The organism is Rhodoferax fermentans (assembly GCF_002017865.1).
GTDB classification, from domain to species: domain Bacteria; phylum Pseudomonadota; class Gammaproteobacteria; order Burkholderiales; family Burkholderiaceae_C; genus Rhodoferax; species Rhodoferax fermentans.
The window spans coordinates 373,483-398,014 of sequence record NZ_MTJN01000002.1; the positions used below are offsets into that span (position 1 = coordinate 373,483).

Genomic DNA, 24,532 nt, shown 5'->3' on the forward strand with positions numbered 1-24,532 from the left:
GTCTAGTTCTTTTGACGTGTCAACACACGCGCCAGAATGTTCAGGCCCAGAACCGCCAGGGTGATCAAGAACACACCCGCCCAAGCCAGTTGCTGCCAGTTTTCATAGGGGCTCATGGCAAATTTGAAGATGGTGACGGGCAAACTGGCCATGGGTTCACTCAGGCTCGAGGTCCAGAACTGGTTGCTCAAAGCCGTGAACAACAAAGGTGCGGTCTCACCTGCAATCCGAGCCACCGCCAGCAGAACACCTGTGACCACCCCAGCCCGTGCCGAGCGCATGGTGATGCTCAAAATCACCTTCCATTTCGGTGCACCAAGTGCATAGGCTGCCTCACGCAGGCCCGGTGGCACCAGTTGCAACATGTTTTCGGTGGTACGGATCACCACCGGAATCACAATCAGGGTCAGTGCCATGATGCCCGCATAGGCCGAAAAGGACTTGAACCGTGTGACCACCACCGCATACACAAACAAGCCAATCACAATCGACGGCGCCGACAGCAGGATGTCATTCACAAAACGCGTGACGTTGGCCAGCCATCCCTTGGTATCAAACTCCGCCAGGTAAATACCTGCCATGATGCCAATGGGCGTGCCCACAAAAGTGGCCAACATCACCATCAGGAACGATCCATAGATGGCGTTGAGCAAGCCCCCTTCGTCGTTGGGTGGCGGCGTCATTTGGGACAGTGCGGCCCAAGTCAAACCGGCCGTACCGAGCCGAACGGTTTCAAACAGAATCCAGAACAACCAGAACAAGCCAAAACCCATTGCCATCATCGACAGCACCAGGGCAATGATGTTGACCCGTTTGCGTGCAGCATAACGGGTGGCACGCATCTCGGTCAAAGCTTTGGCTCGCAGCAAGGTCTCAGCGGTGCTCATGACTTGGTTCCTTCACTCTTCTTCAGCTGTGACAGCAGCAGCTTCGACAACGAGAGCACCACAAAAGTGATAAAAAACAATACCAGCCCCAGGTACATCAGCGACGCCTGGTGCAAACCTTCACCTGCCTCGGCAAACTCATTGGCCAAGGCCGAGGTGATGCTGTTGGCAGCCTGGAACAGACTCAGTGAATCCAGCTGGTTGAAGTTGCCGATGACAAAGGTCACCGCCATGGTTTCCCCAATGGCGCGACCCAAGCCGAGCATGATGCCACCCACCACACCCGCTTTGGTATAGGGCAAGACCACGGTGGAGACCACCTCCCAGGTGGTGGCACCCAGGCCGTAGGCAGACTCTTTAAGCAGGGTCGGGGTCACCTCAAACACATCACGCATCACTGCCGCAATGAACGGAATGATCATGATGGCCAGAATGATGCCAGCCGACAAGATACCGATACCCACTGGCGGGCCTGAGAACAGTGCTTCCAGATACGGCACGCCCAGGAACATCTTTTGCAGAGGTTGCTGCACATAAGTAGACAAAATGGGACCAAACACCAGCAAGCCCCACATGCCGTAAACAATCGACGGGATGGCCGCCAGCAGCTCGATCGCCGTCCCCAGAGGACGCTTGAGCCAGGCTGGCGACAACTCGGTCAAAAACAGGGCGATGCCAAAACTGACCGGCACCGCAATCAGCAGCGCGATGAACGAAGTCATCAGCGTGCCGTAGATCATCACCAGGCCGCCAAACTCTTCCTTGACGGGATCCCAGGTGGTGGAGGCCAAAAAGCCCAAGCCGTATTTGCTGATCGCAGGCCAAGCACTGACCGTCAAGGACAGCAAAATGGCGATCAGCAAGCCCAGCGTCAGCCAGGCCGCACCCTGGGCCAACCAGCCAAAAAGGCGGTCAGCCAAAGGTCCCGAACGTGCTGTCTTGACAGGAGGAAGTCTGTTCATATCACGCGCGTCAGTGTTAGGTGAAGGGATGGTCTCATCCCGCGCAGAAAGTGTAGCTGACACGTATGGCTCTCCTGCTGTCAAATGTACGGGCTAAGACGGTGGTTTACTTCAATGCCACAGGTTTGCCAGAGGCATCCTTGACGTTGGCCCATGACTTCTCGATGGTGGAAATCACCGAATCAGGCAGCGCCACGTAATCCAGGTCGGCAGCTGCTTTGTCACCGTTTTTGAAGGCCCAGTTGAAGAACTTGAAGGTTTCGGTGGCATTGGCTGGCTTGTCCTGCACGTTGTGCATCAGGATAAAGGTCGCCGTGGAAATGGGCCAAGTGCCTTTGCCTGGCTGGTCAGTGATCAGCTGGTAAAAGGATTTATTCCAGTCAGCACCGGCAGCTGCCGCCTTGAAAGCTTCTTCGCTGGGTTCCACAAAAACGCCATCCTTGTTTTTCATCAAGGTGTAGGTCATCTTGTTTTGCTTGACGTAGGAGTACTCAACATAACCAATCGAATTTGGCAGGCGGTTCACAAACGATGCCACACCTTCGTTGCCTTTACCACCCGCACCCACCGGCCAGTTGACCGCTGTGCCCTCACCCACCTTGGATTTCCACTCAGCATGGACGCGGCTCAGGTAGTTGGTGAAGTTGAAGGTGGTGCCAGAACCATCCGCACGGCGCACCGGCGCGATGTCTGCATCAGGCAAAGCCAAACCTGGGTTCAGTGCCTTGATGGCGGCATCGTTCCATTTGGTGATCTTGCCCAGATAAATGTCACCCAGAACCTGGCCGTCCAGCTTCATTTGACCCGGACCAATGCCCTTGATATTGATCACCGGGACCGTGCCACCAATCACAGTGGGAAACTGAAACTGGTTTTTGGCTTTCAAAACATCGTCGGTCAGCGGCATGTCGGAGGCACCGAAGTCAACGGTCTTGGCATCGATTTGTTTGATGCCTGCACCCGAACCCACAGACTGGTAGTTCACCTTGACACCGGTGGCCTTGTTGTAGTCGGCTGCCCATTTGGCATACAGAGGTGCGGGAAAGCTGGCGCCAGCGCCAGTGATTTCTTGCGCACTGGCAGAGCCCATGCCGATAAAAGCCAAGGCCGTGGTGGTCAAAATGGTTTTGAACGTGTTGGTCATCATGTAGAACCCTTTCAAGGTTAGAGCAGAAAAACGGAAATGCCTGCTGAACGAACCGTAATTTAAGACACGAATATGTCAGTAACGTGACAACAACTGTGACGCCTCTTGAACAGTTGTCTGGTTTATGCGACTGTCACACGTTCGTCATCAAAATCCGCAGCACACTGGGATACCCTAAGAACCGAGCCATGCGCTGGGCGCTGGCGACGACATCAAGCGGGCCGCCAACAGCGGCCCGCATTCACTCTACCTACGGAAAGAAGCTACATGCTTGCGATCAAGAAAGCCCGCAAACTCATCGAAACCAACCCCAGTGATCCGGCTGCGCAAATCATTGCCCGCCTGGTGCTGGCGTTGGAAAGTGCAACCAGCATTTCGGTGGCGCAGCTTTACCAACTCGACGACAAACGGTTCGAACTGGCGCTGGAAATACTCGACGAATGGCGGCTTGACCGGCATTACGCCAGCAAACTTCGCCTGCTCGACTCCAGCAACCTGGCGCAGGAACTGGAAGCCTCTGCGATCAATCCACAACTGGCCCCGACCGCGTAAGCGCTTGCAAGCAGCGGCAGACTGACCCTGCCACAGGCCTCACACAGCCGCGCAAACAGCCCGTTGTGTGAGGCAAGTCCGGACCTCCAGCATCAATATCGATAGCTTTCAGCCCTTATGAATCAAGGGCTAGAGGCCAAATATCCTTAAAAGCCAAACAACCCGATCGACCGGTCGCTGTGCGTTGCGCTGCCGACCGGCAGCCCTCCCTCAAAATAGCAGCTGACAACACAATTCAGAGTCACTGAAATGTCTTGTACTTGCCATCAACACGTCACATGCTGGCGTCACCATCACGTATCCAAACTGCGGAGCGTGACATGCAAGCACTGCCTCAACCCACTTTGTTCCCGGCTGAGCAGGCGCTCTTTGAAGCCTTGCGACGGGTTGACAACGGTCTGACGCCACCCTCCCCCCTGCCGCCTGGCCACGACCCCTCAGAGTCCGGCCGCTCCCATTACCGCGCCATTTTTATATCTGACCTGCATCTGGGCACACCGGGCTGCCAGGCCCAGGCCTTGCTGAGTTTTATCAAGGCCAACCGCAGTGACTACCTGTACCTGGTGGGTGACATCGTGGATGGCTGGCAGCTGCGCCGGCGCTGGTATTGGCCGGAATCACACAACGATGTGGTGCAAAAGCTGCTGCGCCGGGCGCGCAAAGGCTGCCGCATCATTTATGTGCCGGGCAACCATGACGAATTTGCGCGCGGCTTTTTTGGCCACCAGTTTGGTGGCATCGAGGTCTCGGACGACGCCATCCACACCACCGCCGACGGCCAGAAACTCTGGGTGACCCACGGTGACGCCTTTGACGGTGTGATCCAGTGCGCCAAATGGTTGGCCTACCTGGGTGACAACCTGTACGAGTTCACCCTCAAACTCAACCGCTACCTCAACCATTGGCGCACCAAACTGGGCATGCCTTACTGGTCCTTGTCGGCCTACCTCAAACACAAGGTCAAAAAAGCCATGATGTATGTGGCCGATTTTGAAGAAGCCCTGGCCCACGAGGCCAAGCGCCGTGGTCACCACGGCGTGGTGTGTGGCCACATCCACCGTGCCGAAATGCGCCACATCGACGGCATCCTGTATTGCAACGACGGCGACTGGGTGGAGAGTTGCACCGCCTTGGTGGAACACCACAATGGGCGGCTGGAACTGGTGCACTGGGCGCCTTCGGCGGTCTCTCAGAGTCAAGTGGATACAACAGCGGCCTGCCAAACCGTGTAAGCCTTTGGCCAAATCGTCACAGAAATGTCATGCGCGTTTCATAAACTGCGCCGCTGGCCCACGGCTCCTCCATCTTGATGAACGACTTACACGTATTGACGTCTTTTTTGCCACCTGTCGCACAGTTCCATGCGAGGGGAAGCCGCTGTGCCGCCTCTGAGCCTCTGACGCCTGTTCTGAGTTCCAACGCGGTACGGCGTGGTCGTGGCACCCTGGCGACTTTGCTGCGGCGCAAAATGCTGTACCCGGTGTTTCAGCCCATCGCCTCACTCGAAGACGGCGGCATCTATGCCCATGAGGCGCTGATCCGGGGGCCGGAAGGCTCGCCGCTGCACACCCCTGACAAACTCTTGCAGGCGGCTGAGTTTGAGAGCCTGAACTTTGAATTCGAAAACCAGTGTGTGCTGACCGCCATGGCACGCTGGGGCAGTTTGCGTGAGGCCGGACGCCTGTTTCTCAACATCAGCGCGGACGCACTGATCCAGGCGCTGGCGCAATGCGAGTTTGAGGGTCTGATGACCATGGCCAACACACTGGGCATCTCGCCACGCATGCTGGTCCTGGAGATCACCGAATACGAGCGGGTGGCGGACATGGACCAACTGGCCGTGGCGGTGCGCCAGATCCGCGCTGCGGGTGTGAGCTTGGCGCTGGACGATTTTGGGGATGGCCGTTCGAGCTTGCGCTTGTGGTCCCAGATCAAGCCTGAGTTTGTCAAGATTGACAAATACTTCACCAAAGACATCAGCCAGTACGCCGACAAACTCAAAACCATCCAGGCCTTGCAGCAGATCGCGGCCATTTTTGGCACCTCGCTGGTTGCCGAAGGCATTGAAACCGAAGAGGACCTCCATGTCCTACGCGACCTGGGTATTCCATATGGGCAAGGTTACCTGCTGGGGCGTCCGGCCCACGTGCCACGCTTCCAAATTGAACCCAAGGCCCGGGTGACCTTGCGCGACCGCAGCATCGCCGTGTTTCCAGAGATGCGACGCACGGCCAGCGCGGGCTCGATCAGCCGCCTGGCGGTGATCAAGGCGCCAACCGTCAGCCCGAGCGCCACCAACGACGAGTTGGCGCGTTTGTTTTTCAGTCACCCCAAGCTGCATGCCATCGCTGTGGTGGACGAAGTCCGCCCTGTGGCCATCATCAACCGCACCACCTTCATGAACGAATACAGCAAGCTGTATTACCGCGAAATTTGGGGGCAAAAATCGTGCATGAGCCACGCCAACCTGGAGCCCCGGGTGGTCGAGCGCAACCACAGCGTGGACGACCTGGTCGGCATCCTGACCTCGGACGACCAGCGTTATCTGGTGGACGGCTTCATCGTCACCGACAACGGGCGTTATGAAGGCATGGGAACCGGTGAACAGCTGGTGCGCTCGGTGACCGAAACCCGTATCGAAGCGGCCCGCCACGCCAACCCGCTGACGTTTTTGCCCGGCAATATCCCGATCTCACAACACATTGAACGGCTGTTGGCCAGCGGTGTGCCGTTTGTAGCCTGTTATGCCGATTTGAATAACTTCAAACCCTTCAACGACCAGTACGGCTACTGGCGCGGGGACGAAATGATCCGACTGCTGGCCAGCCTGTGCCAGGCACATTGCGACCCGCGACGGGATTTTGTTGGCCATGTGGGTGGGGACGACTTCATCTTGCTGTACCAAAGCGACAACTGGCAGATGCAGTGTGAAGCCATCATTGCGGAATTTGCGCAGCAGGCTCGCGCCTTGTTTGACGAGACTGCGCGCGAGGCCGGTGGTATTCAGGCCGAAGACAGGCACGGTGTGCCACGTTTTTTCCCGCTGACCACCTTGTCCATCGGTGCCGTCATCATCCACCACGACGAGTTCACCAATGCCGAACAGGTGGCCTCGGTCGCGGCACGCGCCAAACACGATGCCAAGACCAGCGAGAAAGGCCTGCAGATCCGTGTCAACAAAGGTATGTTGTTAGCAAGTTTATAGCAACAATCCCTTTTCCAATAAGGGCTGGACGCACTTTTTGCCAACAAGAACAGCACACCAGGCCGATCTCAGAACAAGGCCACTTCCTGCCCCAGCATCATCCGGGTGACCAGGGTTACCCCGCCGGCGGTGACATGAAAACGTTTGGCATCTTCCACCGGGTCCAGGCCAATCTGGGTGCCCTCCGGCACCGTGCAATTCTTGTCAATGATGCATTTTTTCAGGATGCAGTTGGCACCCACCTGGACATTGGACAAGATGATCGCGTCCTCCACCAGGCAATGGTTGTGGATACGCACGTCCGAGAACAACATGCTGCGCCGCACCGTGGCACCGCTGATGATGCAGCCACAAGCCACCAGAGAATCCAGGGCTGTGCCTTGGCGGCCGGGTTCGTCGTGCACAAACTTGGCGGGCGGGCTGTGCGGCTGCCAGGTCCAGATCGGCCACTCGTTGTCATACAGGTTCAGATGCGGCGTGACCTGAACCAGATCCATATTGGCCGCCCAATACGCGTCCAGACTGTGCACATCTCGCCAGTAGGCGGGTTTGTCGAGGTCTCCCACGCGGCTGTCTGCGTAGTTCTGCGCGTACACCCGATGCTCGCGCACACAATGCGGAATCACGTCTTGGCAAAAGTTGTGGCTGGAGTTGGGGTCATCCGCATCCCGCTGCAACTGGGCGTACAAGAAGTCGGCGTTGAAAACGTAAATGCCCATGCTGACCATCACCGAGGCACTCTCACCGCCCTGAGGCGGCTCGGTAGGGCTGCCCAGCCCCACCACACGCTGCGTGTCATCCAGCACCAGCGACGCAAAACGCTGCGCCTCACTGGCAGGCACCGGCATACAGGCCAGGGTCAGGTCGGCCTGGCGCTCCACATGCGCGGCCAGGATGCGACCATAGTCCATGCGGTAGATGTGGTCCCCCGAGAGCACCAGCACATAACGCGGCGCCGCCCTGCGGATTTCACGCAGGTTCTGGAACACCGCATCCGCACTACCCCGGTACCACTGCGACTCGTTGAGTTGCTGCTGGGCCGGCATGATCTCGATGAACTCGCCCAGGCGACCATCCAGAAAACTCCAACCCAGTTGCAAATGCCGGATCAGGCTTTGCGCCCGGTACTGGGTGGCCACACCCACGCGCCGTACCCCGGAATTTACACAGTTGGACAACACAAAATCGATGATGCGGAACTTGCCGCCAAACGCCAGCGCCGGTTTGGAACGCCAGTCGGTCAACTCGTGCAGGCTGCCAGCATGGCCGCCCTCCAAGACCATCGCAAAGGTGTTGCGGGTGACCTGGCTGACAAAACGCGGTTCATGGCGGCGCCCGCTGCGCTCGTCTTGCTCTGGCTCGAATGTCATGGTGTGTCTCCTGGTTTAGACCAAGCGCCAGCGCCGACAGTCTCAGGTCAGCAACAGCGCCGAATTGGGCAATCTGAACTGGGCGGCCACATCGCGCAGTCCTGCGGCCTGGTCCTGCAGGTTCTGCGCCGCTGCGGCCGACTCTTCGACCACCGCCGCGTTCTGCTGGGTCAGGCTGTCGAGCTGGGTCACCGCCTGGTTGATGTTGGTCATCGTGCCACTCAGGGCCAGACTGCCAGCATGGATCTCGCCAATGACCGCCGAAACACGTTTGACTGAGTCCACCATATGCACCATGGTGTCAAGCGCTTGTTGGGCCTTCTGGGTACCGAGTTCGATCTTGCTGGCAGAAGACCCGATCAGTGACTTGATCTCACGGGCCGCCACCGCAGACCGGTTGGCCAATGTCCGCACCTCGGCCGCCACCACCGCAAAACCACGTCCTTGCTCACCGGCACGCGCTGCTTCCACCGCAGCATTGAGCGCCAGAATATTGGTCTGAAAAGCAATGCCATCAATCACGGAGATGATTTCCACGATCTGGCTGGACGAGGTGTGGATGTCCTGCATGGTCTGCATCACTTCGGTCATCACGGCGCTGCCCTGGGTGGCCTCCAGACTGGCTGATTTGGCCAGCGCATCACCCCGGCTGGCGGCCTCCAGCGAGCTGTGCATGTTGGCCACCACATCCTCGATGGAGGCGGCTGTTTGCTGCAAATAGGACGCGGCTGTCTCGATCCGGCTCGACAAATCCAGATTGCCAGCGGCAATCTCGGTGGAGCCTTGGGCCACGCTGTGGCTGGCGGTCTGCACCTGGTGTACCAAGCTGTGCAAAGACGTTTGCATGCGGCTCAGGGCAATCAGCAGTCGGCCGGCTTCATCGCGGTTGTGGCCGTCAAAGTGGTGCGTCAAATCGAGCGAAGCCACCCGGTCGGCGGTGTCCACCGCCAGCTGGATCGGTGTTTTGATGCTGCGAATCAGCCAGACCGACAACACTGCGCTGAGCAACAAGGCACACACGCTGAAGACCACCAGGCCCCAGCGCGCGTTCAGGCTCAGTCCAGCAATCCCCTGCGCCGAGGTGTCGATCTTGGCCCGCTGGGCATCACCGAGTTGTTTCACTGCAGCCTGCAGCTCATTGGCTGCGGGTGTGAACTGTTCGGTGTAGGCCTGCTCGATTTTGGCGGTGACGCCACCGTCACGCGCCGCAATCAGATCCTGCAGTGATTTGGCAAACCGGGAGTTGGCAGCTTGCATGCGCGCTAGGGTGGCCTGATCTTCTGGCACGGTGAGTTTGTCACCGAGTTGAGCCAGCAAGGCCGCTACCTGGTCGGCCGTCTGTTTGATCTCAGGCATCAGGGCGTCACCTACCTGGGGCTCAGAACTCAAGGCCAAACCTTTGGTCCGGGCCACATTCACCAGAATATGACGCTGCAGGTCAGCTGCCAGGCGCTCGGTGGCCATGACCTCACCCACCATGCGCTCGGTGTCCCCACTGACACGTTGCAGCGACCAGAACCCAATGCTTGAGCCCAACAAAGCCACCGCAAGAACCAGCGCCAGAACGACCGCTATCTTGCGCGAAAACGAGCCCGTGGCCCCGGTGGCAGACGCGTCATAACGATGTGACATGAACGACTTCTCTTTCCGAATCATCGACCTGCGCTGGCCAGACAAATGACGCCCCAAGACCAGCACTGAGCCTGTAGAAAGTATTGTGTGTCACTGATATTTCAGCGATGTGACAGCCACTGCGCCACACGTGCCAAGACCCAGGGACCGTCGTCCAGCGGCAGATCGTGCCCGGCGCCAGGATGCACTTGCAAGGGGCATTGCCAGACCGCCGCCAGACTGCGTGAACAGGCCACACTGACAAGCTGGTCCAGCTCGCCAGCCAACAACAGACTGGGCACGGCCAAGGGGCCAGCAGGCGCACAAAAGCGGGCTGCCGCCCCCAGCTGGCACAGGGCATTGCGGCCCGCCACCGGGTTGGCACGACGCAGCGCCAGCCACTGCGGCAACACCGAAGTATCCTGCCGACGGCTGGTGAGACGCAAAATGGTGTGCTCACACAGCTCGGCCGAGGTGCCGGGCCAGGCCAGGCGCAGCAGGCTGAGGTAGTTGGCGGGTCGCAGCCGCTGGTAAAACGGGTTGAAGGGCCGCATGCTGGTGTTGATGAGCACCTGGGCGGCCACCTCATGCGGGTGGCTGTGTGACCACGCCACGGCCACCATCGCACCCAGCGACATCGCCAACAGATGGTAGGGTGGCGCCATCTGGCGTTGGGCCAGCTGAGCACGGCAGTCCGCGACCAGGCCCTCGACAGTCGTTGGGCTGCGCTGGTGGTTCAGACGCCCGTTACCAGGCAAGTCCAGGGTCACCACCGTGTCCCCTGGAAAAGCCTGCTGGAACAGGCCCAGAAAGTCACCCCAATGTCGGCTCTCCCGGGTCAGTCCACGCAACAAAATCCAGGTGGCCATGGGTGTTCAGTACCAGTCTTGCAAAGCTTGGGCATGGTGTTGCGCCCGGGTCTCTGGGGTGGGCAACCACAGGCGGTAACCACAGGCCGCACGCGACAAAAAGTCCAACAGCAACTGGTGCTGGCGCAGCACACGCTGCTGGCGATGCTCGATCAGCGGGTTGAACATGCCGTGGCGCGAAAACAGTTGACGCGGATTTTTCTTGACCCACAGCCAGGAGCCCATCTCCAGTGTCAAAGGCAAAAAAACCCGATCTGACTGCGCACAGGACTGCAGATACAAGTGATCCCACACATCACCATGCGCCAGATACTGCAGACTTTGCGGCTCGATCAGGTAGCGGTGATGGTTGTTGGACTGCACAAAAATGTGTTTGAGGGCTTGCATTTCCGCCAGGTGTGCCATGGGCGCACGTTTGTGCGCAAACGGAAACCAGACACGGTCACGCGCACCAAAGCCGGAGTGACAGTCAACCGAAACACTGAACTCACGCGTCAGCAGCTCAGCCGCCACCACCTCGCACAGCGCCTGGTTTTCAATCTCCATCAACCCGCTTCTGGGGCCGCGATACCAGGGCAGTCCCGAACTGATGCGCTGCCCCCCCACCAGAAACGGCACCGGGTCACTGGCATTGACCGGTGCATTACGCATCAGATCCACCCCATTGGGGTTGGCACGCGTGCCCAGCGCCATGCCACCTGGGTTGATGATTGGCATGAACACCAGGCGCACGGTTTCGAGCTGCCGGTGCAAGGCGCTGTCCCACTGCAGCCGCATCACCAGGCTGTGCAGGTACGCAATCACCACCTCCGCCCCAATGCGCTCCAGACCATGCACCCCCCCAAAATAGCCCACCCCAGGTACAGCCACATCGGGGTTACCAAGGCAGATGACATGCACCGGGTAGCTGCCCCCTCCGGGCAGACTCACCTGGCAGGCCACGCGGGACGACAAACGCCCGGCACCCAGTTCGATGACACGCTCCAGCGCATCCAGCTCAGGCAACTTGGGTGCCGTCACGGTTTTTGGGGGCCAAGGGGGCGTTGTGCAGGCAACATGCGACAAGAGGCTAGTAGACAGACATGTCAAGCGCGTGACACAGGGCAAACCCAGCTGTTATGAACCCTGTCACACGGTCGTCACACAGGGTGGCTAACTTCGTCACCAGACCGCAGCCCTGACACACCCACACCATGCCCCTCAAAGCCAATTTTTTTCGCCTGTTGGCCATACCCGCCTGCCTGGTCTGGGGCATCCTGGAGCTGATTTCGCTGCAGCGCGCGCGCCGCTTGACCAAACGCTGACCTATGGACAGCTGCAAGACCTGGGCGCGCCTGGCGCCGTGTGAGCGCAGCACCCCCTCAACGGTTCACATCCGTTTGCCCCGGGTCTGACGGCTTTCCAGATGTTTGAGTGCCAGGAATGTGATAACCCCAATCAGCACCGCCCCACCCAGAAACGCGCCATAAGCTATCGGCCAGGGAATGCCTTGGGTCATCATGGAAAACTCGGACATGCCTCCCATACCCGCCAGAATATTGATGGGTGTGAACACCACACCAAAAACCGTCAGCTGGTTGATGCGCCGGTTCTGGTTGATGTTGATGAAACCAATGGTGGCATCCATCAGGAAGTTGATCTTGTCGAACAGAAACGAGGTGTGGCTGTTGAGTGACTCGATGTTGTGCAGGATCTGCCGCGCGTCCTCCCCTTGTGAGGTCGACATGATCTTGCTGCGAATCAAAAAATGGATGGCACGCTGGGTGTCCAGGATGTTGCCCCGAATGCGCCCATTCAAGTCCTCCTCCTCGGCAATGTCACCCAGAATGGCGGCGGCCTCGCGATCGGTGATGCCCTCACTGAGCACCTGGCGCCCGACCTCACCCAAGGTGGCGTAAATGTCTTCGAGCGAGTCGGCCGAGTACTCCACATCGGCGCCATACAAGTCCAGCAGCACGTCGGTGCAATCAGACACATAACCCGGCTGGGTCAGGGTGCGCCGACGCTGTAGTCGAAACACCGGCAACTCCTGGTTGCGCAAGGTGAACAGGACCCCTTGATGCAACACAAAACTCACCGGCACACTGCGCGACTTGCCCTCGCGGTCCAGCAAAAAGTTGGAATGCAGGTGGATATCACCGTTTTCTTCAATGCGGTAGCGTGAGCTCGCTTCCAGGTCGGTCACATCATCGGGGTCCGAGAAATTCAAGCCAAAGTGCAGACCGACAAAATTGCGCTCGGCTTTGCTGGCACCCAGCAGGTCAATCCAGATCGGTTGCAGACCTTCCAGGCTTTTGCGACCTTCCACGGCAATTTGCCGCAGGCGGCCATCCACCAGCACAAAGGCGTTGATCTGGCTTTCATTGAAGGCAGGCTCCCGGCTGTCTGCCAGCAGCGCCCGAAGTGAATCGGAGATTTCCCACAGGACGTCGTTCTGCCTCTCGGCAGACAGTTGTGCCCACAACAGCATCGCCTCGTCTGCTGGCAGGGATTCCAGAATGGTGCCAATCTCGCTGGCAGACCATGGAGACAGCAGATTGTGCAGCTCGGCCACATGCTGGCGCTGAACCAGCGTCTCCACCATGGCCTGACGCGGCATGCTCTGGTTGTGAACCAAACTCTCGATGCGTTTTTGTTTTTTGAGCAGCTCAGACACTTTGTCTGCGGCCAGACTCATGCTGCCACTCTCACAAGCAAACTCACTTTTGGATGTGCCGCATGAATTCGCTGTTCTGATCCTTGATCAGACGGCTATATGGAACGGTCCAGTCCTGCTGCAGACCGGTGATCGGCTCCATCGCCTTGCTGTCCTCAAACTCGGCTTGCGCCTGTTGGCACAACGGGTCATCAGGCCCATAACGGCGGTAGAGCTTGTGAAACAGTCGTTCGAGATTGTCCAAGTGCCTTGTCATGATGATTCCAAGCTTTCAGACCACAAACATGTGGGCATGTTAGCCAATGGACAAGTCATCCAGATGACAAATCGCCAAAGCATTGACCCAAGGCAACAATCGGTCAATCGCCAACAAACACGGCAGCCATTTGGCCAAACTGTCATCAAGTTTTCACACAAAAAGACTAGGAGATCAGGCGTATCCAGAGATCACAAGAGCCTGGACAACACGATGTCGGTGGTGCGTTGGATGCTATGCTGGTACCCGTCAAAAAATAGCAAACACCAACATGCAAGATGGAATGCGCCTGGCGGCAGTGGATTTGGGCTCCAACAGTTTTCGCCTGGAAATGGGTTACTTGGAGGACGGCAAGTTCTGTCGTAGCGACTACCTCAAAGAAACGGTGCGACTCGGCAACGGGCTCGACCACCAGTCCAGACTGACTCCCCAGGCCATGCAACGGGGCTGGGACTGCCTGGGCCGCTTTGGTGAACGTTTGCGCGACTTCGCCCCGGACCGGCTCAGCGCGGTCACCACCCAGACCTTGCGTGAGGCCCACAACCGCGACGAGTTCCTGACCCAGGGCAGCCGCTTGCTGGGCCACGCCATCGAGGTGATCTCGGGCGAGCAGGAAGCCCGTCTGATTTACCAAGGTGTGGCACAGGCTCTGCCCGATACCACCGACGAGCGTCGTCTGGTCATCGACATTGGCGGGCGCTCCACTGAATTGATCATTGGCAGCGGCAAACAGACCCGGCAAATGGCCTCTTACCCGGTAGGCAGTGTCGGCTGGTCGATGCGCTACTTTGCTCACGGAGAACTCAGCGCACCCGCCTTCGCTGCTGCGGAGCAAGCCGCCAAGACGGTGTTGGCACCCGCATTGGCTTTCTGCGCCCCCCACCACTGGGACAAGGCCTACGGCTCAGCAGGCACCGTCAATGCGGTGGTGGATGTGCTGGCGGCTGCGGGCTGGCCGCCTGGCCACGTGAGTCAGGACGGCCTGGACTGGCTGCTGGAAAAATTGCTGGCCGCCCACAGCGCCGGTCAACTCAGCATGATGGGGCTGCGTGAAGACCGCAAGGCCATCATTGGCGGCGGCCTGAGTCTGATGCGGGCGCTGTTCGCCCTCTTGGGCATCACCCGGCTGGAGCAGTCGCTCGGTGGCCTGCGCCATGGCCTGCTGATGGACCTGATGCGTCAACCAGCCTGAGCCTCACCCGGTCTCTCTCGCCCACAAAAAAAGCCCGACGTCTGCCGGGCTTTTTTTGAGTCACACACAGCCCAGGGGCTGTGGCAAATCACTTACATGTGGTCGATCATGACCTGGCCGAATCCGGAGCAGCTCACTTGGGTTGCACCTTCCATCAGGCGGGCGAAGTCATAGGTGACCTTCTTGCTCTTGATCGAGCGTTCCATCGACTTGATGATGGCATCGGCCGCTTCAACCCAGCCCATGTGGCGCAACATCATTTCAGCGGACAGGATTTCGGAACCCGGGTTCACATAGTCCTTGCCAGCGTACTTGGGAGCGGTGCCGTGGGTGGCTTCAAAACAAGCCACCGAATCCGACAGGTTGGCACCGGGGGCGATGCCGATACCACCCACCTGTGCGGCCAGCGCGTCAGACACATAGTCACCGTTCAAATTCAAAGTGGCAATCACACTGTACTCAGCCGGGCGCAACAGAATCTGTTGCAGGAAGGCGTCGGCAATGCTGTCCTTGATGGTGATTTCCTTGCCGGTTTTCGGGTTCTTGAACGAACACCATGGGCCGCCGTCGATGGGCGCTGCGCCAAACTCTTTTTGTGCCAGCGCGTAAGCCCAGTCACGGAAGCCACCTTCGGTGAACTTCATGATGTTGCCCTTGTGCACAATGGTCACGCTGGGTTTGTCATTGTCAATCGCGTACTGGATGGCCTTGCGCATCAGGCGCTCGGTGCCTTCGATCGACACCGGTTTGATACCAATGCCCGAGGTGGCGGGGAAACGGATCTTGGTGACGCCCATTTCCTCTTGCAAGAACTTGATGATCTTTTGCGCCTTGGGCGACTGGGCTTCAAACTCGATACCAGCGTAGATGTCTTCGGAGTTTTCGCGGAAGATCACCATATTGGTCCTGTGCGGCTCTTTGACTGGGCTGGGCACACCGTCAAAGTACTGGATCGGGCGCAGGCAGACATACAGGTCCAGCTCCTGGCGCAGTGCGACGTTGAGCGAACGGATGCCACCACCCACCGGTGTGGTCAGCGGGCCTTTGATCGACACCACATACTCGCGCAGGGCGGCCAGGGTTTCTTCAGGCAGCCAGACGTCGGGGCCATAAATCTTGGTGGATTTTTCACCGGCATACACTTCCATCCAGTGGATTTTTTTCTTGCCGCCGTAAGCCTTGGCCACGGCTGCATCCACCACCTTGATCATCACCGGGGTGATGTCAAAACCGGTGCCATCACCTTCAATGAACGGGATGATCGGCTGATCCGGCACGTTCAGCGAATAGTCGGTATTGACGGTGATTTTTTGGCCTTCGGAAGGCACCTTGATGTGCTGGTACATGAATATAAGTCTCCGTGGATGGATCAAAAACAAGGCTCACCCACTCGGAATGAACCAGAATTTCATTCTAGACGCAATACTTGACTATTTTCCTCCTAATCACCTGCAAGTGCGTGCCTTGCGCCTGCATCCAGCGACAACACATCACCCGCCCCGTGCCATCCACTGCAGCATTTGCGTGAAAATGAGGCCATGAAAAAACTTCTCATCACCCTCTTGTGCTGGGCCGCCGCCAGCGCCAGCCAGGCCCAGAACGCACCCCAAATGGACCTGCCACGTGTCAAGCTCAGCGCTGGTATGTACCTGATCGACACCCAGGTGGCAAGCACCCCCGAACAGCGCGAAATCGGCCTGATGTTCCGCCAGCAAATGCCCCAAAACGAAGGCATGTTGTTTGTGTTTGGCTCACCGGCCGAACAATGTTTCTGGATGAAAAACACCCTCTTGCCACTGACCGCCGCCTTTGTGGCCGACGACGGCAGCATCGTCAATCTGGAAGACATGAAACCGCAAACCACCGATTCCCATTGCTCGAAAAAACCGGTGCGTTATGTGCTGGAGATGAACCAGGGCTGGTTTGTCAAAAAAGGCATCAAGGCCGGGACCAAGCTCGGTGGTGAACCCTTTGCCAAATAGACTACTGGATTGATAGCTATCAGCCCTTGATATACAAGGGCTAGAGGCAGATTATGCTTATAAAAAAGCCACCGCGAAGGTGGCTTTTTTTGTGGGCAAAAACGCGTTGATCAGGCGAAATTGGCCTGGGCAAACGACCAGTTGACCAGCTTGTCGAGGAAGGTTTCGACAAACTTCGGACGCATGTTGCGGTAGTCGATGTAGTAGGCGTGTTCCCACACGTCGACCGTCAGGATGGCGGTGTCGCCGGTGGTCAGCGGGGTGCCAGCAGCGCCCATGTTGACGATGTCAAGCGAGCCATCGGCCTTTTTCACCAGCCAGGTCCAGCCCGAACCGAAGTTGCCCACAGCAGACTTCACAAAGGCTTCGCGGAAGGCGGCGTAGCTGCCCCACTTGGCGGTGATGGCGGTGGCCAGGGCGCCGGTGGGTTCCCCGCCGCCGTTGGGGGTCATACAGTTCCAGAAGAAGGTGTGGTTCCAGATTTGCGCGGCGTTGTTGTAGATGCCGCCGCTGGACTTCTTGACAATCTCTTCGAGAGTGAAGTTTTCAAACTCGGTGCCTTTTTGCAGGTTGTTGAGGTTGACCACATAAGCGTTGTGGTGCTTGCCATGGTGGAATTCCAAGGTCTCTTTGGAATAGTGGGGGGCCAAAGCGTCGATGGCAAAGGGCAAAGCGGGCAAGGTGTGTTCCATAATTTCCTCAGAGTGGTTTTGCGAAAAATCAAATTGTAGAAAGTTTCAGGTGATTTGGTCGGTCACGGTCAATTCAACCGTGCCGTCCATGAGGGTGGCAGACAAGGCCTGCCCGGCATGGGTCTGGCTGACACGCGTCACGGCCTGGCCTTGTGCATCGCTGAGCCAGGCGTAACCCCGCTCCAGCACCAGATGGGGGTCCAGCAAACCCAGGCGCAGCTCGGCGCGCTCCAGCCGCTGGGACTGCGTCTGTAAACCACGGTTCAAGGCCAACGGCGGCTGCGCTGCCAGCCGCTGCAGATATTGGCTGCGCAACTGCAGCGTATGCCGGGTGCCACTTTGCAAACGCTGGGCGCAGGCACTCAAGCGCAGCTTCTGGCCCGCGAGTTTGGCCGAGGGCCGACCCAGCCGTGCCAACGCGTTGTCCAGGCGCTGGTGTTGCCGGTCCAGATGACGCTCCAGCGCGTCTTGCAGGCGACGCTGCACCGCATCCAAAGCACCCAGCCAGGCCTCACGCGGCTGGGCCACCAACTCGGCAGCTGCCGTGGGGGTGGGAGCACGCAGGTCAGCGACAAAATCAGCGATGCTGAAATCGGTTTCGTGGCCCACACCGCAAATCACTGGTACCGGGCTCTGTGCAATGGCCCGGGCCAGCGCCTCGTCGTTGAAGGCCCACAGGTCTTCCAAAGCGCCACCACCGCGCACCAGCAGGATCACATCGACCGGTGGTGGTGGCGCCACCCCACGCGCTCGTTTGTATGGCAAATCGGCCTCTGGCCCTTTTTCTACCTGGGCCAGACGGTACAAAGTTGATAGTGACTGAATCAGCTCTGCGGGTGCCGCCAAGCCCTGCACCGAAGCTGGCACCAGCACCACCGGGATGTGGGGCACCCGCCGGCGTAGTGCTGTCACCACATCATGCAAGGCCGCCGCACCCAGCGAGGTGACCAGCCCGATGGCGCGTGGCATGACCGGCAAGGGGCGTTTGCGCGATACATCAAACAGACCCTCGGCCTCCAGCTTGGCTTTGAGCAACAAGAACTGCTCAAACAGGTTGCCCTGCCCGGCGCGGCGCATGCTCTCGACAATCAGCTGCAGGTCACCACGCGGCTCATAGACACCGAGTTTGCCCGTCACCTCCACCAGCTCACCGTCGCGTGGCGCAAAGTCCAGAGTGCTGGCGGCACGCTTGAACATGGCGCAGCGCAACTGGCCGTTGGCATCTTTCAACGTGAAATAACAGTGGCCACTGGCCGCGCGCGAAAAGCCCGACAACTCCCCGCGCACCGTCACCGGGTTAAAGCGCGCCTGCAGCGCATCGGCAATCGCTCTGCACAAGGCGCCCACGGCCCACACCAGGGGTTTACCCTGTGTATTTTTTATATCAAACATGACACAAACCCGTTGACAAATGGCGTGAGCCGGAGACGCCAAATACAAGTCGTCCACAGTTTGGTGAAACTACCCGGGACCCAAAAACAGGAGCGAAGAATCTCGCAACTTCGGTAAAGACCGTTGATTTCATTGAATTTTTTACTGCCTAATTTGTCATCAAGGTGTCAGGATCCAAGCTGCACGCGGCTTGCAGCCACTTGCACCAGGGCTTCTCCACAAAGTTATCCACAGAAATTGTGGGCAGTCGGTGCGCTTCACGGCACAAGGGCTGCGCCATAATTGCCCGGCTATTCTCACGAGCGGAGTCCCAATTTGTTTTCCATCATACAAGCCGCAGGCTGGCCGATCTGGCCCTTGATCGCCTGCTCCATCCTGGCGCTGGCCCTGGTGATCGAGCGTTTTCTGAGTCTCAAAGTGGCCAAGGTGGCGCCCCCCAGTTTGCTCGACGAGGTGATGACGGTGACCCGCAACGGCGTCCCTGGTGCCGAAGTCATCAACCAGCTGGAGAAAAATTCGGCACTGGGCGAGGTGCTGGCCAGTGGCCTGCGCACCCTGACCCAGAACCCGCGCTGCAGCGACGATGAGTTGCGCGCCGGCATGGAAAGCACCGGCCGCCTGGTGGCGCACCGGCTGGAGCGTTACCTGAGTGCGCTGGCCACCATCGCCTCGGCCGCGCCGCTGATGGGCCTGTTTGGCACGGTGATTGGCATGATCGAGATTTTTGGCTCACAAACACCCAGCGGCGCCACCGGTGGCAACCCGGCGCAGCTGGCGCATGGCATTTCGGTGGCCTTGTACAACACCGCGTTTGGCCTGATGGTGGCGATCCCGGCGCTGATTTTCTGGCGCTATTTCCGCGCCCGGGTGGATGAGTATTTGCTCACGCTGGAACTGGCCGCCGAACATCTGGCACGCCACCTGATCAGTTTGCGCAAATAGGCCATGAATTTCCGCCCCCGCCCCAAGGAAGAGCCCGAGATCAACCTGATCCCGTTCATCGACGTGTTGCTGGTGATCCTGATCTTTTTGATGCTCTCCACCACCTACAGCAAGTTCACCGAGTTGCAGCTGCGTCTGCCAGTGGCCGATACCGAGGCGCAGCGTGATTACCCCAAAGAGGTGCTGGTGTCGGTCAGCAGTGAAGGCAACTTCAGCGTCAACAAACTGCCGGTACTGGGCCGCAGCGTGGCGGAATTGGCTGATGCCTTGCAAACGGGCGCCAAGGCAGGTGCAGAGTCGGTGGTGATCATTTACGCCGATGCTGCGGCGCGCCACCAGTCGGTCATCACGGTGATGGAGGCCGCTAAACGCGCTGGCCTGTCCCACATCACCTTTGCCACCCAGTCATCCGGCGCCAACTAGTGCGCCGGTGCCAGCAGCAGCCTGGACAACACCCTTTTTTCTCAGACCCACGGTCGGCCCCATGCCCCCTTCACCCACCCCTGCCTGGCAGCAGACCTTGTTACGCGCCTGGACACAGCGCGGGCTGCTGGCCTGGTCGCTGTGGCCGCTGTCCCTGCTGTACAGGCTGCTGATTGGGCTGCGTGCTGCCTTGTTCCACACGGGCCTGTTGGCGACACGGCGTGTGGCGGTGCCGGTGGTGATCGTGGGCAATGTGGTGGCGGGTGGCGCTGGCAAAACCCCGGTGGTGATCGCGCTGGTGGAGCACCTGCAGAGACGCGGCATCCGGGTGGGTGTGATCTCGCGTGGTTATGGCCGCAGCCTAGCGGGTTGCCAGGAAGTCACCCAGCAGCGCGCAGCGCAAGAGGTGGGGGACGAGCCGGCACTGATCCACCGGCGCACTGGCGCACCGGTGTTTGTGGCCGAGGAACGCGTGCACGCCGCCCAGGCCTTGCTGGCGCGCCACCCGCAAACCCAGATCATCCTGAGCGACGACGGCCTGCAACACCTGGCCTTGCACCGTGACCTGGAGATTGGTGTGTTTGATGAGCGTGGTGTCGGCAACGGCTTTTTGCTGCCAGCGGGGCCTTTGCGCGAACCCTGGCCACGTCGGCTGGACCTGGTGCTGCGTTCAGGCACAGCGCCCACGTTTGATGGTTTTCGCATCCGGCGCACACTGGCTGACCATGCGGTGACGCAGGACGGCAGCCAGATCCCGCTGCGTGAGCTGGCAAGCCAGCCAACAGCCCCCCTGTTGGCGCTGGCCGCGATTGCCCAGCCCGAGGTGTTTTTTACCATGTTGCGCCAGCTAGGTCTGACACTGCAGAGCACGCTGGCGCTGCCGGATCACTACGATTTCAAGAGCTTCTCTGCCAATGAATACAAGGGCTACAGGCTGATTTGCACCGAAAAAGACGCGGTCAAGCTGTGGCCACTGTGTCCCGATGCCTTGGCCGTGCCGCTGATGGCGGTGTTGCCAGACGAGGCCTGGCAGGCTTTTGACAGCCGGATTGACACCCTGTTGGCCCCCGCCACGCCCCCCTGAGAAGCTATCATCACGCCATGGACACACGACTACTTGAACTGCTGGTTTGCCCGGTCACCAAAGGACCGCTTGAATACAACCGCGAGACGCAGGAACTCACCTCGCGCAGTGCCCGCCTGGCCTACCCGGTGCGCGACGGCATCCCGATCCTGCTCGAAAACGAAGCCCGCACACTCACCGACGAAGAACTCGGGCTCTGAGCCCACACGCCACCACTGCACCGAGGAGTTTTCCCGTGAGTTACACCGTCTTGATCCCGGCCCGGATGGCCTCCACCCGCCTGCCCAACAAACCCCTGGCCGACATTGCCGGTGTGCCAATGGTGGTGCGGGTGGCGCAACGCGTGATGTCACTGACCCAATCGCAGGAAGCGGTGCGGGTGGTGGTGGCCACCGACAGCCCGGAGATTGTGGCGGCCTGTCAGGCCCACGCGGTGGATGCCATCCTGACCCGCGCCGACCACCCCTCGGGCTCAGACCGCCTGGCCGAGGCTTGTGGCCTGCTGGGTCTGGCCGATGACGAGATTGTGGTGAATGTCCAGGGTGACGAGCCACTGATGGCCCCCACCCTCGTCACTGCTGTTGCGGCCTTGTTGCAAAATACGCCGCAAGCCCATATGAGCACGGCGGCACACACTATTGATACTGTAGCGGACTTCCACAACCCGAACTTTGTCAAAGTGGTGCTGGATGCGCAGAACATGGGCCTGTATTTCAGCCGCTCACCGATCCCCTACCCGCGTGACAATCCGGCCCAGCTGCCCAGCCCGCTGCCACTGCGCCACATCGGCATTTATGGTTATCGCGTGGGTTTTCTGCGCCAGTTCCCGCAGTTGGCGCAGGCACCGCTGGAGGTCACCGAGGCGCTGGAGCAGCTGCGAGCCTTGTGGCACGGCTATCGGATCGTGGTGCACGTCACCGAACACGCCCCTGGCGCGGGGGTCGACACCCCGGAAGACCTGGCGCGCGTGCGTCAGGTTTTTGACCAGACATCGGCCAAGCTGTAAGCCATCCGGCAGCTGGCCCATGCTATTCTGAACCACCCACGTTTCGTGCTTTGGACCCGTCCAACTGAGCAGAGAACGGTTTTGATTTTTTTATAACTTCCCGAGGACACGCATGAAACTGATCTTGTTGGGCGCACCTGGCGCTGGTAAAGGCACCCAAGCCACCTTCATCTGCCAGAAATACGGCATTCCACAGATTTCCACCGGCGACATGTTGCGCGCCGCTGTCAAGGCCGGCACACCGCTGGGCATCCAGGCCAAGGCCATCATGGACGCCGGTGCCTTGGTCAGCGACGACCTGATCATCAACCTGGTCAAGGAACGCATCACCCAGGCCGACTGCGCCAACGGCTTTTTGTTCGACGGCTTCCCGCGCACCATTCCGCAAGCTGACGCAATGAAAGCCGCCGGTGTCAAACTCGACTACGTGCTGGAAATCGACGTGCCGTTTGACGCCATCATCGAACGCATGAGTGGCCGCCGCTCACACCCGGCCTCTGGCCGCACCTACCATGTCAAGTTCAACCCACCCAAGGTGGCCGGTGTGGACGACGTGACCGGTGAGCCGCTGGTGCAACGCGCCGACGACCAGGAAGAAACCGTCAAGAAACGCCTGGAGGTCTACAGCGCCCAGACCCGTCCGCTGGTGGACTACTACTCGGCCTGGGCCAAAAGCGAGCCCGCAGCCGCCCCCCAATACCGCGCCATCAGCGGCACCGGCAGCGTTGAGGACATCACGGCCCGGGCGTTTGCCGCATTGGCCAGCTAACACTGTTTGCCCTGGCTCCCCACAGCCTGATGCCCTGCCTGGGCCTCAGGCTTTTTTTATGGCCTATGCCTCGCCAAAGAGGCGGCTGGCCTCAAAAACCCGGTAGCTTCTGTGCTCAGACCCGGTGCCAACCGACACCGAGTCAACCTCCGAGCCCCCCACCCGGAAGCTGAACCGGCTGCCAGCGTGCCCGGGAATGAGTTCCACCACACGCTCAACCAGCACAGCGCGCAGGCCCACTGCCGCCTGCAGAACCATGATTCGCAGCTCAGCGCTGTCCTGCGACGCAGCCTGGCCCTGCGCCAAACGCATGTCCACCAATGGCAGAGACTGCTCGCGCCACTCCAGAGCGCCTGGCAAAGTCTGGTGTTCACGCAGCTGTTGACGCAGGCTGTCGCTGGGGCGGATGATTTCGCGCAGCTGCAGCATGGGCGCAGCCCAGAGCTGGCCACTGTGAAAAACCACCCATGACCCGGTACTCGCTGCGCTGTGGTTCTTGATCAACAGAGGAGACACTGCACTCTGACGTTGCGCCGACTTGGCCTTGGCAATGGCGTGGCTCAGGGGAACCAAATCGATGAGTTTCTGGGCATCCAGCAGGTAGATGCGCGCACCCTCAGCGTCCAGCAGACTGCCGCTGGCCACGGCCTGCAGGGCACTGCTCAACGCCACCTCCGTCTGCACCGAGGCCGCTGGAAACGATCCGACCGAGACCAGGTCCTGCACACCAAAAGCCAGTTGGCGGTCTGCCAGACTCAGCACCAGCAGCCAGGACGGTTGCGCGCGGTCAAGGGCAGGCAAACCCAGCATCTGGCTCAGATCAACCACCGGCACATCGTGGTCACGCCAGCGCGCCATGCCAAGAAAGCCACCACCAAGTCCTGCCATGGCTTGTATCGGCAAGGGCATGGCCACTTCTCCAATCACTTCGGCAGGCAGTGCCAGCAGTTGGCCGCCCACACGCAGCACAGCGCATACCGGGGTTGGCTTCAGGTCGACATCACGACCAGGTAGCGCTTGCACCTCTTGCCCGCTTGTGCCCCCGGGTCCAAGCACATCGCTCCAGATGTGTGTGAGCGCCGCCAGACGCAACGGGTCGAGCAGCGCCAAGGGGGCTTTGCCGCCGCCCACCTCCACCACGCTGTGAAACAGCTCGGTCGAATCACGGTCATGGCACACCGGGTGCACGGCATCGTCTGTGGTACGCAGCAGCCCTTTGACCGCATCGACCCGGACTGCGAGCAACTTGCTGTTGGCCCTGAGCACCAACAGTGTCATGGGCACTGCCTGGCCTGGATGGGTGGCCGGGCGGCCCATCCACTGCGCCAAATCAATCACCGGAACCATCTGGCCACGGTGCGAAACAACGCCGTACAAGGCGCCTTGGGTACGGGGAATGCGGGTGAGATCCGCAGGCTCTACCAGGGCATTCACCACGTGGCAACAAGGCACACCAAAACACTGCTCGGCCACCTCAAACAGGGCAATGTCGATGTTGTTGTTCATCGTGCGAAAACCGGACAAGGTGGTTCCGC

Annotated in this window: 24 protein-coding genes; 11 read left to right on the forward strand and 13 right to left on the reverse strand. The window is 59.5% G+C overall.

Going from position 1 to position 24,532, the window contains the following annotated elements; translation table 11 throughout:
- Positions 1-2 precede the first annotated feature (2 nt).
- From pstA to pstS, 3 genes are all read right to left on the reverse strand, one after another.
- Positions 3-887, reverse strand: a complete 885-nt coding sequence (pstA, locus tag RF819_RS01820) for a phosphate ABC transporter permease PstA (RefSeq protein ID WP_078363396.1) — start codon at positions 885-887, stop codon at positions 3-5.
- Positions 884-1,849, reverse strand: a complete 966-nt coding sequence (gene pstC, locus RF819_RS01825; RefSeq protein WP_078363397.1) for a phosphate ABC transporter permease subunit PstC — start codon at positions 1,847-1,849, stop codon at positions 884-886. The genes pstA and pstC overlap by 4 nt, the downstream gene beginning before the upstream one ends.
- 106 nt (positions 1,850-1,955) lie before the next feature.
- Positions 1,956-2,993 carry a phosphate ABC transporter substrate-binding protein PstS gene (gene pstS / locus RF819_RS01830; protein ID WP_078366718.1) on the reverse strand — a complete coding sequence of 346 codons (1,038 nt, stop codon included), beginning with the start codon at positions 2,991-2,993 and terminating at the stop codon, positions 1,956-1,958.
- Between the two features lie 270 nt (positions 2,994-3,263).
- Here pstS and RF819_RS01835 point away from each other — a divergent pair, with 270 nt between their 5' ends.
- The 3 genes from RF819_RS01835 (at position 3,264) to RF819_RS01845 (ending at position 6,753) form a co-directional block, all read left to right on the forward strand.
- Positions 3,264-3,548 (forward strand): hypothetical protein, encoded by a 285-nt coding sequence (locus RF819_RS01835; protein ID WP_078363398.1) that lies wholly within the window; start codon positions 3,264-3,266, stop codon positions 3,546-3,548.
- A 320-nt stretch (positions 3,549-3,868) separates the two neighbouring features.
- Positions 3,869-4,780, forward strand: a complete 912-nt coding sequence (locus RF819_RS01840) for a UDP-2,3-diacylglucosamine diphosphatase (protein ID WP_078366719.1) — start codon at positions 3,869-3,871, stop codon at positions 4,778-4,780.
- Between the two features lie 77 nt (positions 4,781-4,857).
- The gene (locus RF819_RS01845) at positions 4,858-6,753 is read left to right on the forward strand and encodes a GGDEF domain-containing protein (RefSeq protein ID WP_078363399.1); all 1,896 of its coding nucleotides are present in this window, start codon (positions 4,858-4,860) and stop codon (positions 6,751-6,753) included.
- Positions 6,754-6,821: 68 nt separating this feature from the next.
- Here the strand turns inward: RF819_RS01845 and glgC are convergent, their stop codons facing one another.
- From glgC to RF819_RS01875, 6 genes are all read right to left on the reverse strand, one after another.
- Positions 6,822-8,123 carry a glucose-1-phosphate adenylyltransferase gene (glgC, locus tag RF819_RS01850; protein ID WP_078363400.1) on the reverse strand — a complete coding sequence of 434 codons (1,302 nt, stop codon included), beginning with the start codon at positions 8,121-8,123 and terminating at the stop codon, positions 6,822-6,824.
- Positions 8,124-8,165: 42 nt separating this feature from the next.
- On the reverse strand, positions 8,166-9,755 hold the full coding sequence (locus tag RF819_RS01855; protein ID WP_158081216.1) for a methyl-accepting chemotaxis protein: 1,590 nt from the start codon (positions 9,753-9,755) through the stop codon (positions 8,166-8,168).
- Positions 9,756-9,856: 101 nt separating this feature from the next.
- Positions 9,857-10,603, reverse strand: a complete 747-nt coding sequence (locus RF819_RS01860; RefSeq protein WP_078363402.1) for an alpha/beta fold hydrolase — start codon at positions 10,601-10,603, stop codon at positions 9,857-9,859.
- A gap of 6 nt (positions 10,604-10,609) precedes the next feature.
- Positions 10,610-11,623 (reverse strand): M14 family zinc carboxypeptidase, encoded by a 1,014-nt coding sequence (locus tag RF819_RS01865; RefSeq protein WP_200224317.1) that lies wholly within the window; start codon positions 11,621-11,623, stop codon positions 10,610-10,612.
- 349 nt (positions 11,624-11,972) lie between these two features.
- Positions 11,973-13,280, reverse strand: a complete 1,308-nt coding sequence (locus tag RF819_RS01870; protein ID WP_200224320.1) for a CorA family divalent cation transporter — start codon at positions 13,278-13,280, stop codon at positions 11,973-11,975.
- A gap of 22 nt (positions 13,281-13,302) precedes the next feature.
- Positions 13,303-13,515, reverse strand: coding sequence for a hypothetical protein (locus RF819_RS01875; protein WP_078363403.1), 213 nt, complete (start codon positions 13,513-13,515; stop codon positions 13,303-13,305).
- 271 nt (positions 13,516-13,786) lie between these two features.
- Here RF819_RS01875 and RF819_RS01880 point away from each other — a divergent pair, with 271 nt between their 5' ends.
- On the forward strand, positions 13,787-14,707 hold the full coding sequence (locus RF819_RS01880) for a Ppx/GppA family phosphatase (RefSeq protein WP_078363404.1): 921 nt from the start codon (positions 13,787-13,789) through the stop codon (positions 14,705-14,707).
- A 92-nt stretch (positions 14,708-14,799) separates the two neighbouring features.
- Here RF819_RS01880 and icd read toward each other — a convergent pair whose 3' ends face one another.
- On the reverse strand, positions 14,800-16,053 hold the full coding sequence (gene icd, locus RF819_RS01885) for an NADP-dependent isocitrate dehydrogenase (RefSeq protein WP_078363405.1): 1,254 nt from the start codon (positions 16,051-16,053) through the stop codon (positions 14,800-14,802).
- 192 nt (positions 16,054-16,245) lie between these two features.
- Between icd and RF819_RS01890 the strand changes: the two genes are divergently transcribed.
- A complete protein-coding gene (locus tag RF819_RS01890; RefSeq protein ID WP_078363406.1) occupies positions 16,246-16,689 on the forward strand; it encodes a DUF192 domain-containing protein in 444 nt (147 codons plus the stop codon).
- A gap of 110 nt (positions 16,690-16,799) precedes the next feature.
- On the opposite strand, the gene RF819_RS21605 is transcribed toward RF819_RS01890, so the two are convergent.
- Positions 16,800-17,381, reverse strand: coding sequence for a superoxide dismutase (locus tag RF819_RS21605; protein ID WP_242473136.1), 582 nt, complete (start codon positions 17,379-17,381; stop codon positions 16,800-16,802).
- A gap of 45 nt (positions 17,382-17,426) precedes the next feature.
- Positions 17,427-18,773 (reverse strand): exodeoxyribonuclease VII large subunit, encoded by a 1,347-nt coding sequence (gene xseA, locus RF819_RS01895; protein WP_242473139.1) that lies wholly within the window; start codon positions 18,771-18,773, stop codon positions 17,427-17,429.
- Between the two features lie 315 nt (positions 18,774-19,088).
- On the opposite strand from xseA, the gene RF819_RS01900 reads away from it, so the two are divergent.
- The 6 genes from RF819_RS01900 to adk all read left to right on the forward strand — a co-directional run bounded on the left by RF819_RS01900 (position 19,089) and on the right by adk (position 22,997).
- Entirely contained in the window at positions 19,089-19,715 is a 627-nt protein-coding gene (locus tag RF819_RS01900) for a MotA/TolQ/ExbB proton channel family protein (protein ID WP_078363407.1), read from the forward strand.
- Between the two features lie 3 nt (positions 19,716-19,718).
- Positions 19,719-20,138, forward strand: coding sequence for an ExbD/TolR family protein (locus RF819_RS01905; protein ID WP_078363408.1), 420 nt, complete (start codon positions 19,719-19,721; stop codon positions 20,136-20,138).
- Between the two features lie 61 nt (positions 20,139-20,199).
- A complete protein-coding gene (gene lpxK / locus RF819_RS01910) occupies positions 20,200-21,222 on the forward strand; it encodes a tetraacyldisaccharide 4'-kinase (protein WP_078363409.1) in 1,023 nt (340 codons plus the stop codon).
- 17 nt (positions 21,223-21,239) lie between these two features.
- Complete coding sequence (locus tag RF819_RS01915; protein ID WP_075587109.1) at positions 21,240-21,422, forward strand: Trm112 family protein; 183 nt, start codon at positions 21,240-21,242, stop codon at positions 21,420-21,422.
- A gap of 35 nt (positions 21,423-21,457) precedes the next feature.
- The gene (gene kdsB / locus RF819_RS01920) at positions 21,458-22,228 is read left to right on the forward strand and encodes a 3-deoxy-manno-octulosonate cytidylyltransferase (RefSeq protein WP_078363410.1); all 771 of its coding nucleotides are present in this window, start codon (positions 21,458-21,460) and stop codon (positions 22,226-22,228) included.
- 112 nt (positions 22,229-22,340) lie between these two features.
- The gene (gene adk, locus RF819_RS01925) at positions 22,341-22,997 is read left to right on the forward strand and encodes an adenylate kinase (RefSeq protein WP_078363411.1); all 657 of its coding nucleotides are present in this window, start codon (positions 22,341-22,343) and stop codon (positions 22,995-22,997) included.
- 63 nt (positions 22,998-23,060) lie between these two features.
- On the opposite strand, the gene RF819_RS01930 is transcribed toward adk, so the two are convergent.
- Positions 23,061-24,521, reverse strand: coding sequence for a chemotaxis protein CheW (locus tag RF819_RS01930; protein ID WP_143541549.1), 1,461 nt, complete (start codon positions 24,519-24,521; stop codon positions 23,061-23,063).
- Between the last annotated feature and the right edge of the window lie 11 nt (positions 24,522-24,532).